The organism is Streptomyces actuosus (assembly GCF_016921115.1).
GTDB lineage: Bacteria > Actinomycetota > Actinomycetes > Streptomycetales > Streptomycetaceae > Streptomyces > Streptomyces actuosus_A.
Genome location: NZ_JAFFZS010000022.1, coordinates 24,257 through 43,504, shown reverse-complemented (window position 1 = coordinate 43,504; position 19,248 = coordinate 24,257). Strand labels below are relative to the sequence as shown.

At 72.2% G+C, this 19,248-nt stretch carries 8 protein-coding genes; 3 read left to right on the top strand and 5 right to left on the bottom strand.

Annotated elements, in window-relative coordinates:
* From JS756_RS24025 to JS756_RS24010, 4 genes are all read right to left on the bottom strand, one after another.
* Positions 1 to 9,360, bottom strand: a complete 9,360-nt coding sequence (locus tag JS756_RS24025) for a non-ribosomal peptide synthetase (RefSeq protein WP_205385256.1) — start codon at positions 9,358 to 9,360, stop codon at positions 1 to 3.
* Entirely contained in the window at positions 9,357 to 11,150 is a 1,794-nt protein-coding gene (locus tag JS756_RS24020; protein WP_205385255.1) for an acyl-CoA dehydrogenase family protein, read from the bottom strand. The genes JS756_RS24025 and JS756_RS24020 overlap by 4 nt, the downstream gene beginning before the upstream one ends.
* Positions 11,151 to 11,927: 777 nt before the next feature.
* On the bottom strand, positions 11,928 to 12,797 hold the full coding sequence (locus JS756_RS24015; protein WP_205385254.1) for an endonuclease/exonuclease/phosphatase family protein: 870 nt from the start codon (positions 12,795 to 12,797) through the stop codon (positions 11,928 to 11,930).
* Positions 12,798 to 13,196: 399 nt separating this feature from the next.
* Positions 13,197 to 14,627, bottom strand: a complete 1,431-nt coding sequence (locus JS756_RS24010) for a nucleobase:cation symporter-2 family protein (RefSeq protein WP_240204272.1) — start codon at positions 14,625 to 14,627, stop codon at positions 13,197 to 13,199.
* A 770-nt stretch (positions 14,628 to 15,397) separates the two neighbouring features.
* Between JS756_RS24010 and JS756_RS24005 the strand changes: the two genes are divergently transcribed.
* Entirely contained in the window at positions 15,398 to 16,039 is a 642-nt protein-coding gene (locus tag JS756_RS24005; RefSeq protein WP_205385252.1) for a cyclase, read from the top strand.
* 229 nt (positions 16,040 to 16,268) lie between these two features.
* On the opposite strand, the gene JS756_RS24000 is transcribed toward JS756_RS24005, so the two are convergent.
* Positions 16,269 to 16,745 (bottom strand): ATP-binding protein, encoded by a 477-nt coding sequence (locus JS756_RS24000; protein WP_205385251.1) that lies wholly within the window; start codon positions 16,743 to 16,745, stop codon positions 16,269 to 16,271.
* Between the two features lie 145 nt (positions 16,746 to 16,890).
* Here JS756_RS24000 and JS756_RS23995 point away from each other — a divergent pair, with 145 nt between their 5' ends.
* Entirely contained in the window at positions 16,891 to 17,658 is a 768-nt protein-coding gene (locus JS756_RS23995) for an IclR family transcriptional regulator (RefSeq protein WP_205385250.1), read from the top strand.
* A 41-nt stretch (positions 17,659 to 17,699) separates the two neighbouring features.
* Positions 17,700 to 19,214, top strand: a complete 1,515-nt coding sequence (gene glpK, locus JS756_RS23990) for a glycerol kinase GlpK (RefSeq protein ID WP_205385249.1) — start codon at positions 17,700 to 17,702, stop codon at positions 19,212 to 19,214.
* Positions 19,215 to 19,248: the final 34 nt, after the last annotated feature.

Sequence of the window (19,248 nt, the reverse complement as noted above, 5' to 3'; positions counted from 1 at the left end):
TCACTCGCCTCCCGCCGTGCCGGGGCGGCGACGGCCGCGCCGGATCTGCCGGCCCGACCGCTTCGGACGCCTGGGCTCGGGGGTGCCCCCGGCGGGGCGGCCGGGCTCGGCTGCCGCGCCGAGCACGCGCGCCAGGGCGGACACGGTCGGGTGCTCGAACAGCGCGGTGACGGGCAGTTCCCTGCCGAAGGCGGCGACGATCCTGCTGTGCAGTTTGGCCAGCGCCAGGGAGTTGCCGCCCAGGTCGAAGAAGGTGTCGTAAACCGAGATCGAGGGCAGCCCCAGGACCTCGGACCAGAGCGCGGCGACCTTGCGCTCGGTGTCGTTGCCCGGCGCGACGTGTCCGACGCCGCCGACGAGGTCGGCGCGTTCGGGACGCGGCAGGGCGGCGTGGTCGACCTTTCCGCTGGTGGTCAGGGGCAGTGCGGCCAGGACCACGACGGTGTCCGGCACCATGAACACGGGCAGCTCCGCCCGTGCCCGGCGCAGCAGTTCGGCGGCAGTGGGGGTGCGGTCGCCGCGGGGGGTCACGTAGGCGACGAGGGCGGGTGTGCGCTGCGGGTCCCCGGTCACGGCCGCCTGGGCCACCTCGGGCTGCTGCTGGAGGAAGTGCTCGATCTCGCCGGGCTCGATGCGGTATCCGCGCAGCTTGAGCTGGCGGTCGGTCCGCCCCAGGTACTCGACGGAGCCGTCGGGCATGCGGCGGCCGAGGTCACCGGTGCGGTAGACGCGCAGCGGCCCGCCGTCCACCTCGATGGTGCGGAAGCGCTCCGCGGTCAGTTCGGGCCGGTGCAGGTATCCCTCGGCAAGGCTGTCGCCGGCGAGGTGGATCTCGCCGACGGTGCCGAGCGGCACACGCTGCGCGGCCTCGTCGAGGACGAGCATCCGCACCCCGGCGAGCGGGCGGCCGATGCAGTTCAGCGGGGCGGTGCCGGGCTGGTCCACGATGTGCTCGGAGGCGGCGACGGTGTTCTCGGTCGGGCCGTACGAGTTGAGTACCCGGTAGGGCAGCCGGGCCGGCGGGCGCTGGGCGAGCGCGGCGCCGCCGATGCCCAGCCAGCGCAGGGAGCGCGGCGTCGTGCTGCCCGTGCTCCACATGGCCTCGGCCAGCGCGGTGGCGCAGAACGCAGCGGTCACGCCCTTGGCGTCCAGCCATGCGCCGAGCGTGGAGGGGGTCACGGGCTCCTCGTGCGGGACCAGGCAGGCACCGTTGGCCAAGGCCTGCCAGACCTCCATCTGGGAGGAGTCGAAGCTGACGCTGAGCAGGTGGGAGCAGCGGTCCCCGGCGCCGAGGCCCAGGGTCGAGCCCGCGGAGCGCACCAGGTTGGCGAGGCCGCGGTGCCGGACGACGACGCCCTTGGGCTTGCCGGTGGTGCCGGAGGTGTAGATGACGTAGGCCCGGGCGTCCGCGGACCAGTCGGGCAGGCCCTCGGCGTCCTCGTCGTGCTCGGAGCCCTGATCGTCGGGAACGTCGGCGACGTCGACGACCGCGGCCGTCCCGGTCGCCGGCAGCACGGTCCCGGCCGACGTCAGCAGCACGTCGGCGCCCAGGTCGGCGAGGACGTACTCCTGCCGGGCGGCCGGCCAGGACGGGTCGAGCGGGCAGAACACGGCTTCGGCGAACCAGGTGGCCAGCATGGCGACGACGAAGTCCTCGCCGCGTTCGAGGAGCAGGGCGACCGCGGGCGCCTCGTCCGACAGGTGCGGCCGCAGGACCGCGGCGAGGGCGCGGGCGCGGCGCACGAGACCGCCGTAGCCGAGGGTTCCGCGCGTGCTCTCGACCGCCGGCGTGTCCGGGCGGGTCCGGGCCTGTTGCAGGACGAGCGCCGGGACGGTCGTGGCGGGTCCCGGCCGAGGCCCCCGTTCCCAGGCCCGGATGCGCTCCGACTCCTCGGGCGAGAGCAGGTCGAGTGCGGCGACGGGTGCGTCGAGGCTGTCGGGGAGGCGGTCCAGCAGGACGGCCAGCGTGCCGGCCAGCTGCTCGACGTCGGCGCGTCGCAGCAGGCCGCCGTGGTAGGACATGCGGCCGCGCAGTTCGCGGCCGTCCAGGACGAGCCCGACCGTCAGGCCGAGCTTACCGGTGTAGGCGGCGTCCTCGCCGTCGATCGCGACGGCGCTCAGGGTTCGCCCGCCGAGGGTGCGGGGACGGGCCGGAGCCGTGCTGAAGGACAGGGAGACGTCGCCGTAGGGGGTGCGACCGGGCCTGCGGGGCGGGTTGAGCCGGTCGACGACGTCCTCGAAGGGCACCTCGCCGTGCGCGAGCGCCTCCAGCGTCTGGTCCCGCATCGCCTCCAGCAGGTCGCGCACCGTGGCACCGGGGCGGAGCCGGGAGCGCAGTGGCACGGTGTTCAGGCAGGGCCCGAACACGTCCGCGAATCCGCTGCGTCCGCGGTTGGTCAGGGGACCGCTGATCACCACGTCGTCGGTGCCGGTACGGCGGTGCAGCAGGACAGCCAGCGCGGTGGCCGCCGTCATGAACGGCGAGATGCCGTGGCGCTCGTGCAGGGTGCGCAGGCGCTCGCCCGCGCCCTCGGGCAGCACCATGTCGACCACGCCGTGCGGGGCGGGCTCCTCGGGTGCGGGCAGCTCCACGTAGGCGGGTGCGCCCCGCAGCCGCTCCTGCCAGTGGGCGAGGGACGCCTCATGCCGACCGGAGGAGCGGGCCGTGCTCTGGGCGCGGACGAAGTCCCGGTACTGGGGCGGCGGTGCGTCCCCGGAGAGCTCGACGAGGCAGGCGGCGACAGCGTCAGCGAGACGTGCGGCGTCGGCGGCGGACACCCGGTCGCCACGGTGGGAGAGCACGGCGCTCAGCTCGCCGTCCTGTTCGGTCACGGTCAGTGTGGCGCCGAACTTGACCTCGCGGGCCCACAGCGACTCGGGGAACACCGGCCGCAGTTCGGCGTCGCCGAGCACAGCGCTCCGGCCGCCGCGGAGGTTCATGTTGAGCACGACGTCGGTGTACGGGGCGCCGCCGGCCGTCTGTTCCGGCCGCAGCCGGGCCAGCACCTCGTCGAAGGGGACCCGGGCGTGTTCGAAGGCGTCGAGCACCTCGGTGCGCATGGCGGTCAGGGCGTCGTGGGCGGTGGCGTCGGCGGCCGGTGCCGAGCGGAGCACGACGAGGTTCAGGCAGGGTCCCAGCAGGTCGGCCGACGCGGTGTCGCGGATGCTGGCGGGGACGCCGAAGGTCAGCGCCGGCATGCCGCCGCAGCGGTGCAGCGCCGTCGCCAGTGCGGCCGCCATGACCATGAACCAGCTCGCACCGTGTTCGGCCATGACCGGCCGCAGCCGGCCGAGCAGACCGTCGGGCAGGGCGATCCGGACCGCTCCGTCGGCCTCGGGCCGCTCGGGGGCGGGCAGGCCGAGCCGGGCCGGCCAGCCTTGGAGCCGCTCCTGCCAGAAGGCGAGGTCGGCGTCGCGGCGGGCGTCGCCGGGACGTTCGGCGGCGGCGGTGTGGGCACGGTACTGGAGCGCGGGCGGCGCGGAGGGCACCCCGGCGAGGCTGTCGCGGTAGCAACGCTCCAACTCGCTGACGAGGACGCGTACGGACTCGCCGTCCACGACGAGATGGTGCACGCAGAGCATGAACGCCGTGCCGCGCGGCCCGCAGTCGGCGACGGCCGGACGCAGCAGCTGTCCGGACGCGAGGTCGAAGGGGCGACCGGCGGCCTCGTCGAGCCACCGGGCGGCGGCTTCCTCGGGGCCGTCGCCCTCCTCGGCGGCGAAGGACCGCACTCGCGGCCGCCAGGGCCGCTGGACGATCTGGCGGACGGTGCCGCCCCGCACGCGGAAGGCGGTGCGCAGGATCTCGTGCCCGGCGACCAGGCGGGCCAGCGCGTCCTCCAGGACGGCGATGTCCAGGTCGCCGGTGACGGTCCAGCCGAGGGAGACGTGGGCGGGGGCGCCCTGGCTCATCTGCTCCGCCAGCCACATGCGGCGCTGGAAGGCGCTCGCGGGCGACTCGTCGCCGTCGGCCGGCGCCGGGGCGGTGCCGGACTCGACGGGGCGGGGCGCCGCGGACGCGTCCGGTAGGGGCGGCGCGGTGGCGGGGAGCGGCTCGGATCGGACCGTGGGCGCCGGGGCGGAGGTGGCAGGGCTGCGGCGGCCGGGTGCCGAGTCGATCAGGTCGGCGAGGTCGCCCAGACGGGGCGTCTCGAACAGCGTCTTGATCGGCAGGTCCGCGCCGAACCGTTCGGCGATCTCACCGATGAGGCGGACGACGAGCATGGAGTGCCCGCCGAGCCCGAAGAACGAGTCGTCCTCGCTCACGGCCGGCACGTCGAGCAGATCGCACCAGACGGCGGCGAGTTCGGCGGCGGTGCCGGCGCGGGGCTCGCGCCGCGCGGGGGCGGCCGGCGCGGCCGTCTGCGCGCGCAACTCCTTCACGTCGACCTTGCCGTTGACCGTCAGCGGAATGGTCCGCACGACGTGGAACAGCGAGGGCAGCATGTAGGAGGGCAGCCGCTGCCCCAGATGGCCGCGCAACTCTCCCGGGGTCAGCGCGCGTTCGCTCTGCACGACGCCGACGAGACGGTCGTCCTCGGCGAACACGACCGCGTCGGAGACGTCGGGGTGGTCGCACAGGACGGTCTGCACCTCGCCCGGCTCGATGCGGTATCCGCGCAGCTGCACCTGGGAGTCGGCGCGGCCGATGAACCGCAGCGAACCGTCGGGCAGGTACGCGGCCAGGTCACCGCTGCGGAACAGGGTGCCGTCGCCGAACGGCGAGGGAACGAAACGCTGGGCGGTCAGCTCGGGCCGGCCCAGATAGCCACCGGCCACGCCGTCACCGGCGACGTAGATCTCGCCCACGGCGCCGACGGGCAGCAGCCGGCGGCCGGTGTGGCGGTCGAGCAGGTACAGGCGGGTGGTGGGGATCGGGGTGCCCACCACGCTCGCGTCCGCCTCCATGTCGGAGCGGGTGACGGTGCGCACGCTGGCGTGCACGGTGGTCTCGGTGATGCCGTACATGTTGACGAGGCGGACGTGCGGGAACCGTTCCGACCACTCGGTCAGCATCGCCGGGCGCAGTGCCTCGCCGCCGAAGACGACGCAGCGCAGGGCGGACAGCCCGTCCGGGGTCGTGGGCCGCAGGCCGAGCAGGCGGCGGAACGCGCTGGGGGTCTGGTTGAGCACGGTGACGCGCTCGCGCTGGAGCAGATCGAAGAAGAGGCCGGGGTCCCGGGTCTCGTCCTCGGAGACGAGCACGACCCGGCCGCCGTGTGCCAGGCCGCCGAACAGCTCCCACACGGAGAAGTCGAAGGCGTAGGAGTGGAACATCGTCCACACGTCGGCGGTCCCGAAGGAGAACGGCAGCCGGTCGTTGTCGAGCAGACGCACGAGGTTGCGGTGGGTGAGCACGACGCCCTTGGGACGGCCGGTGGTGCCGGAGGTGTAGATGCAGTACGCGGGCGAGTCCAGCGGCACGGACGGGAGCGCGGTGTCCGCACCGGCGGGTGTGGCGAGCAGCGCGTCCAGCGCGAGCACCGTCCCGTCGACGTCACTGTCGGCGTCGGCGGAGGGCGCGAGCGCGAGGCGCACACCGGAGTCGGCCAGGATGAACTCGCGGCGGTCCGCGGGGATCGCCGGATCGATGGGCAGGTAGGCGGCACCTGCCAACAGCGTTCCGAGTATCGCGCGCACCTGGTCGGCGCCGCGCGGGAACAGCAGCGCGACCAGCTCGCCCTGGCGGACGCCGGCGTCTTGCAGGCCCCGGGCGACGGCGCGGGCGTCGGCCATCAGGTCTCCGTAGCGGACCGTGAGGTCTCCGTCGGTGAGGGCCGCGGCCTCGGGCCGGGCCTCGGCCTGACGTGCGATCAGCTCGTGGGCCGGGGTCTCGTCGTAGGACGCGTCGGTGGCGTTCCACACGTTCAGCTGGACGTGGCGCTCCCGGTCGGAGAGCGGGTCGATGTCCGCCACCTCGCACTCGGGGCGCTCGGTCAGCTGCCGTACGGCCGTGACGTAGTGCTCGGCCATGTCGGCGATCTGGTCGTGGTCGAAGTACAGCGCGTTGTAGACGAGATGGGCGCGGTGGCCGTCCTCGTCGGGTTGGAGGGAGAGGTGCAGGTCGTACTTGCCTCGGCCGCCGGCGGTGTCGACGACGTGCGCGGTGGTGCCGTCCGGGCCGGGCAGGGGCGCCGCGGCAGGCAGATAGCTGTAGAGCACGTCGAAGAGAGCCGTACGGCTCATGTCCTTCGACGGGTCGACGGCGCGCACCAGTTCGTCGAACGGGGCGCGGTCGTGGAGGCGGGCGTGCGCGGTCTCGGCGGCGGTGTCGGCGACGAGGTCGGCGAACGACTGCCGGGCGCGCGGGCGCAGGCGTACGGGCAGGAGGTTGCCCAGGGGGCCGACGACGTGCCGGTCCCGCTCGTCCCGTCCGGCGTGGGACAGGCCGAGCACCATGTCCTCGTGGCCGGAGTACCACTGGAGCAGTGCCGCGAAGGCGGCGAGGGCGACCTCCGGCACGTCGGCGCCGAGCCGGTCCGCGGCGGCACGCAGTCCGAGCCCGGCGGGGAGGGCGAACGCGACCGACCGCTCCTCGTAGACGTGCACGGCATCACGGGTACGGCGCTCGGGCAGCCGCAGCGGGTCGGCCGGTGGCCGGAGCACGGCGGCGCGGGCGGCGAGGTGGGCCCGCCGGGTGTCCTCGTCGTCGGCGCCGAGCCGGCGAGGGTGACTGCTCGGGCGGGGTGCCTCGCCCTCCGCCCCCGCGAGGATCTGCTGGGCGACGGTGAGCAGGGAGGCGCGGTCGACGACGGCCTGGTGTCCGCTGAGGGCGATCCAGCCGCCCGGGGTGTCCGTGTCGGGCTGGACGGCGACCCGCAGCAGCGGCCCGGCGCACAGGTCGAACGGCTCACGGGACCAGGCGGTGAGGGCGTGCGGGACGACTTGTGTGCGGTCCGGCCGCGGGGCGGCGGGCAGCCACTCGGGGACGACGGCAGCCTCGCGCCGCACGTGTTGGACGACCCGGCCGTCCACTTCGAGCAGTTCGGTTCGCAGGGCCTCGTGGGCGGCGACCACGGCGGCGACGGACTCGGTCAGCCGAGTCCGGACGGGGAGGGCGTCCAGCCGGAGGAACAGGGGCAGGTTGTGGTACGTCGGCGCGGCGGGGTACAGGTAGCCCGTCTCGAACCGGTCGACGAACCACATGCGTTCCTGGTGCGCGGAGGCGGGGCGGGTGTCCTCGGCGGCGGGGGCCGCCGCGTGCGGTCCGGCCGGCCTCTCGGCCGCGGTGCTGCCGCTGGACTGTGTGTAGTGGGCGTCGAGTTCCTTGAGCAGGATGTTCTCGCACTCGCCGTCCCACAGCAGGTGGTGCAGGCAGACGAAGAGTACCTGCCCGGCGTCGCCGAGCTCGATGAGCGCGGCGGTCAGCAGACGGCCCGTGGCGAGGTCGAACGGCTCGTGCGCCGCGGTGCGGATCCAGGCGTCGAGGGCCTTGTCGGGGTCGGGGCGGCCGCTGAGGTCGACCCGCTCCAGGCGCGGCGTCCACGGGGCACGCACCCTCTGTGTCAGGTCGCCGTCCACCTCGTGGAAGGCGGTGCGCAGGATCTCGTGGCGGGTGATCGTCGCGGCCAGCGCTCGGGTGAGCGCGTCCGCGTCGAGGGGCTCCTCGACCCGCCAGGCAAGGGGCACGTTGTAGGCCGCCGGGTCGCCCGCGACGCGCTGGGCGAGCCAGATCCGGCGCTGGAAGCTGGAGGCGGGGAAGGTGTCCTCGGCCGGGGCGGTGTGCCGCACCGGGGCTGGGGGCGGGGGCGTCGCGGCGGGCTCGGTGGTCCCGGCGGCGGCCAGGACGTGCGCGGTGAAGTCCGCGAGCCTGGGATGGTCGAACAGCGCGCGGATACCTGACGAGGCGCCCGGGAACCGGTCCCGGACCGCCGCCACCAGCGTCCCCGCCAGCAGCGAGTGCCCGCCCAGCTCGAAGAACGAGTCGCCGTCGCCGACCGGACCCGAACCGAGCACCGACCGCCAGACCTCGGCCATCTCCCGCACCCGCGCATCGGGTTCGGCCCCGCACGCCCCGTCCTCGCCGGAGGCGGCGTCCGTGCCGCTCCGGGCGGGCGTGGTGGAGGCCAGCACCTCGGCGAGGGGGGCGTGTAGGTCGGCGGCGATCGCACGCAGGATGGACACGTAGTCGTCGGCCATGGCGCGCACCCGGGTGGTCCCGAGGGAGCCGGCCGGATCCTTCCACAGCAGATGGGTGCCGCAGCTGTCCTCCCGCACCATGAGGGCGAGGCGGAAACCGGCGGTGCTCTCCATGTCCAGCAGGCTCAGCCGTGCCTCGCCGTCGCCGTGGCTCAGCCGTATGTCGTGGACATCGATGTCATCGCGCAGCCCTGCGTGCCAGTACTGGAACACCGCCTGATGGGTGCGGCGCTGCGCCTCGGGGCCGGTCAGTCCGGCGGTACGCATGATGGCGGGCAGCGGCAGGTCGCCGTACGAGAGGGTCTCCTTGACCCGGCCGCGCACCCTGGCGAGCAGATCGGAGTAGCGGTCGCCGGCGCGCACCGGGACGCGGACCGGCAGCGCGTTGACGAAGTAGCCGACTCGGTCGCGCACTTCGGGCAGCGCGCGGCCGTGGTACGGCAGGAACGACAGCACGTCGTCCGAGCCGCTGTGGCGCCGCAGCAGCGCGAACCAGGCGCCCAACAGCACGGTCACGAACGACATTCCGGATGCGGCGGCGCGGTCACGCAGCGCGGCGGCGAGGTCCGCCGGCAGGACCTCGCCGGCGACGGTGTAGCGGGGTTCCTCCTGCCCGGCAGGCAGGGAGAAGTCACCGCTGTCGCTGAGGGTTTCCTTCCAGTGGAGCCGGTGCTCCTCCCCTGTGGGGCCGTCGGCGAGGTCGCGCGTGTGGGCGGCGAAGGCGGCGAGCGCGGGGCCATGGTCCTCGCGCGGGAGAGCCTCGCCCCGGTAGGCGGCGCGCAGCGCGTCCAGCAGCGTCAGCACGGAGGCGCCGTCGTGGACGAGGTGGTGCACGGCGATCAGCAGGACCGTGTAGTCCGGGCCGTCGATGAGGTCGACGCGGGCGAGCGGGCCGCGTCGCAGGTCGAAGGGGGTCTGCCAGGCGGCGCGGATCGCGCTGTCGCGGTCCTGCTCCGTGCGCGTGCACCGGACGGGGATCTCCGGGGCGTCCGACCAGTCGAGGACCGGTCCGTCCGTTCCCGGGCGCACGCGGGCACGCAACTGCGGGAAGGCCTCACCGGTCTCGGCGACGGCACGGCGCAGCCGCTCGACGTCGAGTGTGCCGCTCACCTCGAAGGGGGTGGGGATGATGTGCGTCCACTGCTCGGGGTCGAGTCTCCAGGAGACCCACATGGCCTCCTGGCCGACGGTCAGCGGAGCGTGGTGCGTGGGGGTGCTCATGCGGTGCTCTCTTCGGTGCTGCCACCTCGGAGCGGGCCCGAGGTGCCGTCGGTGGTGAGGAACGCGTACGCGGTGCCGGACATCCAGGCGGAGGCGACCGCCTCGATGTCGGGTCCGGGCGGGCTCTGGAGCCGGTCGAGCAGATCGGTGACCCGCTGCCGGGCGGCGGTGCAGAAGACGTCGGCCAGTGCTTGGGCGCTGTCGTCCCCGGCCGCCGCGAGGGCGGAGGCCCGGGCGAGGGTGAGGGACACGCCGAGGATCTCCCGGGCGATCGCGGCGAGCTGGATGAGGGTCCGCTCCCGGGCGTCGAGCTCCTCCCGGTCGGGGTGGCTGCGGGCCAACTCCAGGCAGGTGCGCCCGAAGGCCCGGGTCTGCTCGGCCGCCCAGCGCAGATGGCCGAGGTTCCGGTCGGTGAGCACCGTGCCGGTGGTGTCCAGGGGGACCTCGTCCTCGCGTTGGAGCTCCGCCGCGTGGTCCGGCTCGGGGTAGTAGTACGACAGGATCGCCAGCCGACCGATCCAGTTGTCGATCTGGAAGTCGACGCCGCCGGAGATGCGCAGGTTGCGCAGGTCCCGCAGGAAGCGCTCCACGGGGACGGGGGGCGCCCCGCGCAGCCGCTTGCTGGACGCGGTCTCGTACCCCTCCCCCGCCAGCAGGGACATGGCGCGCTCGGCGACCTCCCAGGCCAGGAGCGAGGAGGCGTTCTTGACGGCGTTCTGCTCGAACCGGAGGTTGAGGCCCCGGTCCTGGTCCTCGGGAAGCAGGCACCACTGGGCCATGGTCTCGACGGCGAAGGTGTCGGCCAGGCTCTCGGCGAGGCGCCGCCGCACCTCGTCGTACTCCGCCAGGGGCCGGCCGTCGATCACGCGTCGGGCGGCGAAGTCGCGCATCCAGCCCAGACACAGCCGGGCGACGGCCAGCGACGGGGCCGCGATCAGGTGGATCCTGCCGCGGCCGACGAGCCGGGCGGTGGCGGGCGTGGTGCGGACGACGTGGCCGATGTCCCGCTCGACGAGCATGTGATCGCCGGGAACCCGTACGTTCCTGAACTCCAGCCATCCGTTGGGGAATCCCTTGATGCCCATGTAGGTGTGCCAGTCACCGCTGGTCACTCCCGGACTGTCGGTGCGCACGAAGAACATCCGCACCCGGTCGACACCGTCCTCGTGGACGGTGGCGGAGACGCTGACCACCTCGGCGACGGGCGCGTGCCCGACGAAGACCTTGCTGCCGTCGATCAGGTAGTCGTCGGTGCCCTCGATACGGGTGGCGGTGGTGAACCGGCGCTGGTTGGCGGCTCCTTGGGGCTCGCTGTCCGCGCTCGCGGAGCGGGCTCCACGGCGCACCACGTCGCTCAGCATGTCACGCAGCGGGCCTTCGGGCGCCACGGCCAGGAACGCCCCGGCACCGAGCGCGTTCTCGATGGCGAGGGACAGGGCCACCGGGGTGCTGTGCGCGGCGGCCGCCGACACCATGCGGAAGGTGTTGTAGTGCGACAGGGCGTGGCCGCCGAGGGCGGGGTCCGTCTGGAGCGCGAAGTAGCCGCGCCGGCCGAGCTCGTCGAGGAATCCGTCGGGCAGCGCGGCTCGTGCGTCGACGTCTTCGGGGTCGACCCGCTCGCGTAAGAGGGTTGTCAGCTCCTCGGTCAGTTTGTCGCCGGTCGCGGCGTCCACCGGGTCCTGCACGGGGAAGTCGCGGACGAGGTCCCAGCGGAAGCGGCCCTGGTACAGCTCCTCCAGGAAGCTGACGCGGTCCGGATCGCTGGTCGCGTTCCGTGTTGTCGTTGCCAACGGGGTTCCTTGCTTGTGGAAAGGGGGTCGCCCGGCCGGGCATGCCCGTCGCGCCCGGCACGGAGAGGGCGGGCGGCAGGAGGACCGGAAAGTGGCGCCGGGCGGCATGAGGGGAGTGCGGAATGAGGGAGAGGTGGGCGGAGCGGGTGCGGGAGGGGTGTTCCGGCGTCGGGGGCGTCGGCCTGTCAGGTTCGGTCGCCGGGCAGCGGAGCGAACGGACGCTCAACCACCGGGTCAGCGTGCCGAGCTGCCGGTCCGTCTCGTCGCCGGTGCGGCCGGAGGCGTGTTGCGGGGGGCGACGGGGAAAGCCCCCTCCGCGTCGCACCCGGCGACAGCGATGAGGCGCGAGGCGTGTCGAGGGTGAGCGCGGACCGCCGACGGTGCGTCAGGTCTGACGGGGGTTCGGCGCGGAGCGGCGATGAGCCGTGTACCGCGCTGGACGGCGACATTGCCGGAGCCGAGCGCTTTCATTTCTTGATCATAGAAGCCCGCCGGAGGCCATGTCTGTGAGGCATCTCACCGGCTGGAATCCTCAACTCCCGCTGGTGACAGGAGAGTTCAGGCCACGGCATGACGTGGCGGAAGCATGCTCATGGCGTGGTGGTGAACTGCCCGCAGCCGGCTTGCGACGCCGTCCCCGCACCGCTTCGCCCGCCCCTCACCCGACCCGAGTGGCTGCACGACAAGAACACCGCGCCGATACGGGAAATGGCCGGATCCTGGCGCGAGATGGACGAACCGGCCCGGTCCCAGACCGGGCCGGCCCGCCCGCCGCCCCTATGCGGTGGTGTAGGAGAACTGCACGGTCGGTGGGTTGTGGTCGGACAGCGGCTTGCCGTCCGGGGCGAGGAAGGTGTCGTGTTCGTTGTTGTAGTACGTCGCGTTGAGCTCGAGGCCACCCCCGCTGCGATAGAAGATCTTGTCGACGACCTCGCACGGATTGGCGGTCTTGCAGGTGGCAGCGCCGTCATCGACGCCCGGGGTCCGTCCGCCGTTGATCAGTTGCACCCAGGCGTCGGTCAGTCCGTTGTCGTCCCGGAGCTTGCGGATGATGTCGCCGGAGCGGGTGTAGCGGCTGTTGGTGTCGCCCATCACGATGATCGCGCGGCCGGCGGAGTGCTTCTGGATGTATGTCGACAGCTCCCGGGTGTCCGACCGGCGGACCCGCAGGTCCCTGGCGGTGCCGGAGCCGGCGTTCATGTGGAGGTTGTAGAGGTCGAGCGAGGCGCCGCCGGGCAGTTCCAACCGGACGTAGGTGAAGCCCTTGGGGGTGAGACAGTTCGGGCCGGTGCAGTTCTTCCACGCGACCCGGTGGAGGTGCGTGAGCTTGAAGTCGGACAGCGTGTTGAGGCCGTCGGAGAAGGGAACTCCGGGCGCCCAGTTCGGTACCGACGGCTTCGTCCGGTAGGCGTGCTCGTCGAACTTGGCGAGATCACGGTGGTAGGCGAAGTCTTCTTGGACGTTGACGATGTCGTAGCCGTTGATCCGCCTGGAGATGATCTTCGTATTGATTGCGGGCCTGCTGCCGGAGAGCAGTTCGGGGAGGCCGGCCACGTTGTAGGACAGGACGCTGAACGTGCCGCTCGCGGCTCGGGGCGAGTCGGCGTGCGCCGCGGGTACCGTCGCCGTCGCCGCGGCGGCCGTCACGAGACCGATGGCGCATATGGCTCGCCTGCTTCGTGCGCGTTGCCGGGACACATCTGGCCCTTTCGTCGAAACGGACGGTGGGCGTGCGTGCGCGCATGTAGTGCCGTACCGTCGCCGGTCGCGGCGACGAACTGCAGTATGACTGCGCCAATATGACGACTCATCGGTAACTTGTAAACGGTCTGGGACGTACGGGAGCCGGAACGAGAGCGTCACCTGCCGGTGATCACCGTCATGACACCGCTCTCTGCGACGGCCCTGCCAGGGCAGACGGCCGTGGTGCCCCGGAGGCGGGGCACGAGGTCGGCCACCCTGGCCGGGTGGGGGAGCCGCACGCCGACGCCAGTGACCCCGGCCGGGCTGCTGCCCGGCCGGGGCACCCCTTGGGAGGTACCGGGGTCAGGTGGTCGGCGCGGCGACGGCTTCGGTCGCTGCCTGACCCGCATCGGTCGGGGTGACTGCCACGGGCTCCTCGGCCTTGGCCAGCCCGTTGAAGATCAGGTTCAGCACGATGGCAGCCGTCGCACCGAGCGTGACACCGCTGTTCAGCAGGGAGGAGAGGTCGGCGTTCATATGCTTCTCGAAGAGCACCGGGACCGTGGCCGGCAGGAGTGCGAAGGCCAGGGACACGCCCACGACCAGCGCGTTCTTCTCCTCTTTGAGGTCGACCTTGGCGAGTGTCTGGATGCCGGCCAGGGCGACCATCGCGAACATCACGGTCGCCGCTCCGCCGAGCACTGCGTTCGGTATCGAGGCGACGACGGCTGCGGCCTTGGGCAGCAACCCCAGGACGATCATGAAAACGCCGGCGGCGACCACCACGAACCGGCTCTTGACCTTGGTCATCCGAACCAGCCCGACGTTCTCCGCGAACGCCACGTACGGGAAGGAGTTGAGGACGCCGCCCAGGGCTGTGGCCGCGCCGTCGGCGCGCAGGGCACGCGCCACGGTTTCGCTGTCGACCTTCTTGTCGACGATGCCGCCGACCGCGTAGGTGTCGCCGGTCGTCTCGACCATCGTGATCAGCATGACGATGAGCATGAGGAGGATCGGGAACCACTGGAACTTCGGCATACCGAAGTGGAACGGCGTCGTGACCCCGATCCAGTCCGCCCTGCCCACGTCCGCGAAGTGCACGTCCCCGAGGAGGTAGGCCGCGACGGTGCCGCCGACCAGGCCGAGCAGGATCGCGATGCTGGAGACGAACTGCCTGCCGACCCTCATCAGAACGAGGATGAAGAGCATCGTGCCACCGGCGTAGGCGAAGTTCTTCGGGTCACCGAAATCCGGACTGCCGAGCCCTCCGGCGGCGTCGTTCAGGCCCACCGGGACCAGCACGATACCGAGGACCGTGATGACCGTGCCCGTCACCACGGGCGGGAACAGCCGCATCACCGTCCCGAACGCCTTGGCGGGCAGCCAGGCGAAGGCGAAGGTCGCCAGACCTGCTGTGATGACGGCTCCGTAGACCACCAGCAGGGCTGCGGTACCGCCCCCGGCACCGAGCCCGATCGCGATCATCGGCGACACGGCGGTGAAGGTCACCCCCTGGATCAGGGGCAGCCGTGCGCCGATCCGGCCGATCCCCCATGCCTGGATGATGGACGCGATTCCGCAGGTGAACAGGTCCGCGTTGATCAGGTAGACCAGTTGCTCCGTGCTGAGCTTCAGCGCACCGCCCACGATGATCGGTACGATCACCGCTCCGGCGTAGAAGGCCAGCACGTGCTGGAATCCGTAGAGCGCGAGCCTGGAGGCCGGAAGGACCTCGTCGACCGGGTGGGTGCTCCGTTCTCCGCGACCGGAGAGTAGGGCGGCGACACGTGCCATCTCTGCCTTGCCTTTCAAGAGGTAGGTGAACGAGAAGGGCCGGGCCATCCCTGAACCGACGGTGTTGTCGGGCGACCTCAGGGCTGTCCGTCGGCGGTTCACGTCGTCGAAGCCTCACTGGTGACGGCAGCGGCATCTCGTCGTGTGGCCGAAATAAAACCCCCGTGAGCTGCGCCACGAACATTGGACACATGCACAAAATGTCGCCCCGGATTCCGCGCCGATTCGCATGTTCGTCCAAGACCCTGGGTCGGACCAGGTACGGAATCGGGTGCTGCCGACCGCTGGACACGTCCGCGGAGGCAGGAATCCGCCGGTGCGCCCGGCTCGGAACCGCGGGTGCTGCGCCTCCGGCACGGCCGGAGACCGGAGGGGCGCGTCAGCAGGCAGGTCCGGAGGTGCGACGGACGACCTGCGCCTGGGCCTCCTCACCGGTGCTGTCGGGCCGGCCCTTCCCTCCCCGGCCGGATCACCGCCCGTTCGGCCGGAAGTGAGCGGCACACGAACGAGGCTCCTTGCGGCGACACGGGGTGTTGGCCGGCAATCGTGGTACCTCCCTTTACATCACGGCTCGACGGTGCTGACATGCACACGTAAAAGAACGCACGCTCCCGGACCCGGGCCGATCTTCACCGCCCGGCCGCAACAGACTTCCGCAGCACACGCCGTGCACCCCGTGTGCTGCGCGACCCGGAACCGCGCCGCCGGACAGACGGGCGCGTTCCACGACCGACTCCGCACCGCTCCGCACACCTGCGAGGAGGATGTACATGAGACCCGCATCAGCGCTGACACGCCTTCCCGTGGCGGCCGCCGGTTGCCTGGCGCTCGTCGGACTGGCCGCTGCACCCTCGGCCGCGGCAGAGACACCCCTCACCTTCGACTGCCAGGCGAAGCCGCCGGTCGTCTCGGCGCAGACCTTCGACCTCGACGCCGGGGTCGAGGCCACGGCCCCCGACAGCGTGCCCTCCGGAGGCGCATTCAGCGTGGCTCTGGCCCCCGCTCCGCTGACCGTGCCCGGCTCGGTGAACGGCTACACGGTCAAGTCGATCAAGGACATCAAGCTCAGGGCCGTCATGCCGACCGACGCGACCCTGACCGCCGAGAGCCTGTCCGGAGGTTCCGGGATCGGTTCGGGGACCCCCAGCGTCGCCGTCAGCGGGGACGAGATCGTCATGACCGTCCCCGGCCCGATCAACGGCGGCAGCACCTTCACGCTCCCCACCCTGACGCTGGACCTTGTCGCCGGCGCCCCTGGCGGCACGGTCACCACCCGGATCGCGGGCACCTCCTACAGCAGCCCCGGTCTCACGTTCACCGCCCGCGTACCCATCCTCTTCTTCACCGCGGACGTACCCACGTCGTGCTTCTCCTCGCCCAACCCCGCGCTCAGCTCCACGGCCGTCAGCTGACAGTGGCCTGCCCGGCGACGCGGGGGATCGCGCGCGGTGGCCGGGCAGGTCGGCGAGCCTCTCCTCGCCTCCGTCGGCCTCGGGGGCGCGTCTGCGGCCCCAGCATCGAACCGGGTCGAGCCCCGGCCGCACTCCCCCGCCCACATCCCGCCGGGGCACATCGCGCGGCACGGCGAAGGCGGGCCGGTGCGGTCCGGTGGGCCAAGCGCCGGCGCGGACTCCCCGGCGGTCAGCTCACGACCACTTCCGCCCACCGGCTGGTCCCACCGAAGTGCTCCCGGACGCCGCACCGGTCCGACAGGGCCATGACGATGTCGATGCCCCGGCCGTGCTCGTCCGGGGCGGGCTCCGGCTGTCCGGCCGCAGGCGCGGGTCCCATGTCGGTCACCTCGACACGAAGTACGGTGCCGCGTGCGTGCCCCAGGAGCCGCGACAGCCGGAGCGTGGCCGGGGGCAGCGCGTGGACGACCGCGTTGGTGAGCAGTTCCGAGGCCAGCAGGAGCACGTCGTCGACGACGTCCGCGCAGAGGTGCCAGCCGGTGAGGGCCGCGCGTACGCGTCGGCGGACGGCCGGGACGGCCACGGGGGCGTGCGGCAGCGGAAAGACGTGCTCGGCCTCCTCTTCGGCTTCCCCGCAAAGCGCCACTTCCTCGCGAGGAGCCGCTTCCTCGTCGGGAAGCACAGTGCCGACCTGCGTCACTGTCATGTGCCCTCCTCCGGGTCGCGCCGCCGGCCAGCGGAAGGCCGGGCGTGATGCACGCTACGGAGCACGTCGGTACCAGTCAACGAACAGCGGTCGGCATTGTCGAACGGCGGTCCCCGAACCGGCACGCCGGTCGTACGATCGAGTCATGGTCGGCCCTGTGCAGTCCATAGAACGAGCAGCCGCGATCCTGCGCCTGCTCGCCGCCGGTCCGCGTCGCCTGGCGCTGGGCGAGGTGGCGTCGTCACTCGGGCTGGCCAAGGGCACGGCTCACGGGATCCTGCGCACGCTGCAGCACGTGGACTTCGTCGAGCAGGACGCGACGACCGGGAAGTACCAGCTGGGGGCCGCTCTGCTCCATCTCGGCACCAGTTACCTGGACGTCAACGAACTCCGGTCGCGCTCCCTCAACTGGGCCGACGCCCTGGCCGCCCGCAGCGGAGAGGCCGTCCGCCTGGGCACGCCGCTGGAAGGCAAGGTGCTCATCGTGCACCACGTCTTCCGGCCGGACGACACCTTCCAGACCCTGGACGTGGGCGCGCTGCTCCCGCTGCACGCCTCCTCGCTCGGCAAGGTCCTGCTGGCCTTCGGAGCCGCACCGGTCGAGCCGCTGCTGACGGCCGAACTGGAGGCGTACACCCGGCACACCCTGGTACTCCCGGAGGACCTCAACCGGGCCCTCGGCGAGATCCGGGAGCTCGGCTGGGGCGCCGAAACGCAGGAGATGAGCATGGGGGACGCCGGAATCGCCGCGCCGATCCGGGCCCACGGCGGGCTCGTGGTGGGCGCGATCGGCGTGTCCGGACCCATGGAACGGATCTGTGACACCAAGGGCCGGCCCCAGCCGCCCCTGATCACGTTGCTCCGGGAGGCCGCACGGGCGATCTCCAGAGACCTGGGCGCGGCCCGCTGGTAGGACCCGGCGGCTCCGCCAAGCATCGGAAGGCAGGTCCGATCATGGTTGCACGGTATGTGATGTCCATCGACCAGGGCACCACCTCCACCCGATGCATCCTGTTCGACCACCGCGGGCGGCTGGTGTCCGTCGCCCAGCGCGAGCACCGCCAGTACTTCCCCCGTCCCGGCTGGGTCGAGCACGACGCCGTCGAGATCTGGCGCAACCTTCAGCGCGTGGTGCCCGAGGCGCTGTCCGACGTCGGCATGGACGCCCGGCAGATCGCCGCCGTCGGGATCGCCAACCAGCGCGAGACGACCGTGCTCTGGGACCGGCGGACCGGCACTCCGCTGGGCAGGGCGATCGTGTGGCAGGACACCCGCACCGCTGAGCTCGTCGACGACCTCAGAAACCGGCCCGGGGACGAGTTCTTCCTCGAACGCTGCTGCCTTCCTCCCTCGACCTACTTCTCCGCGCCGCGGATCCGCTGGCTCTTCGACCACGTCGACGGGCTGGAGCAGCGTGCCCGGGACGGCGAGGTGCTGTTCGGCACGATGGAGAGCTGGCTGATCTGGAACCTCACCGGTGGAACGGACGGCGGCCTGCACATCACCGACGCGACCAACGCCAGCCGCACCATGCTGATCGACATGCGGACGCTGGCCTGGGACGCGGAGCTGATGGAGTTCTTCGGCGTCCCGCGCCAGATGCTGCCGGAGATCCGGCCCTCCGCCGAGGACTACGGCGAGGCCCGCTCACTGCTGCCCGGCGTACGGATCACGGCCGCCCTCGGCGATCAGCAGGCGGCGCTGTTCGGACAGACCTGCTTCTCGCCCGGCGCGGCGAAGTGCACCTACGGGACCGGCAGCTTCCTGCTGATGAACACCGGTACGGACGTCGTCAGGTCCCGGCACGGCCTGCTCACCACCGTCGCCTACAAGATCGCGGATCAGCCCGCCGTCTACGCTCTGGAGGGCCCGATCGCCGTCACGGGCTCGCTGGTCCAGTGGTTCCGGGACCGTCTGGGGCTGATCAACAGCGCTCCCGAGATAGAGACCCTGGCGCGCACGGTCGAGGACAACGGCGGCTGCTACATCGTCCCGGCGTTCTCCGGTCTGTTCGCACCCCACTGGCGCAGTGACGCCCGCGGTGTCATCGTCGGCCTCACCTCGTACATCACCGCGGGCCACCTGGCCCGCGCCGTCCTGGAGGCCACCGGCTGGCAGACGCGGGAGGTCGTCGACGCCATGAACGCCGATTCCGCGCTGGCCCTGACGCAGCTCAAGGTCGATGGGGGCATGACGTCCGACAACCTGCTCATGCAGTTCCTGGCCGACGTGCTCGATGTTCCCGTCGTCCGGCCCCTGGTCGCCGAGACGGTCTCTCTCGGCGCCGCCTACGCCGCCGGTCTCGCGGCGGGCTACTGGCCGGACCTGGAGGTCCTGCGCCACAACTGGCACCGGGCCGCCCAGTGGCTGCCGGCCATGGACCCGGAACGGCGGGAGCAGGAATACGACAACTGGAAGCGGGCCGTCGAGCGGTCCCTGGGGTGGATCCAGTCGCCGAGACGCTCGTGAAACCTGACCGCCGACGCATCCGGCAGCCCGGCAA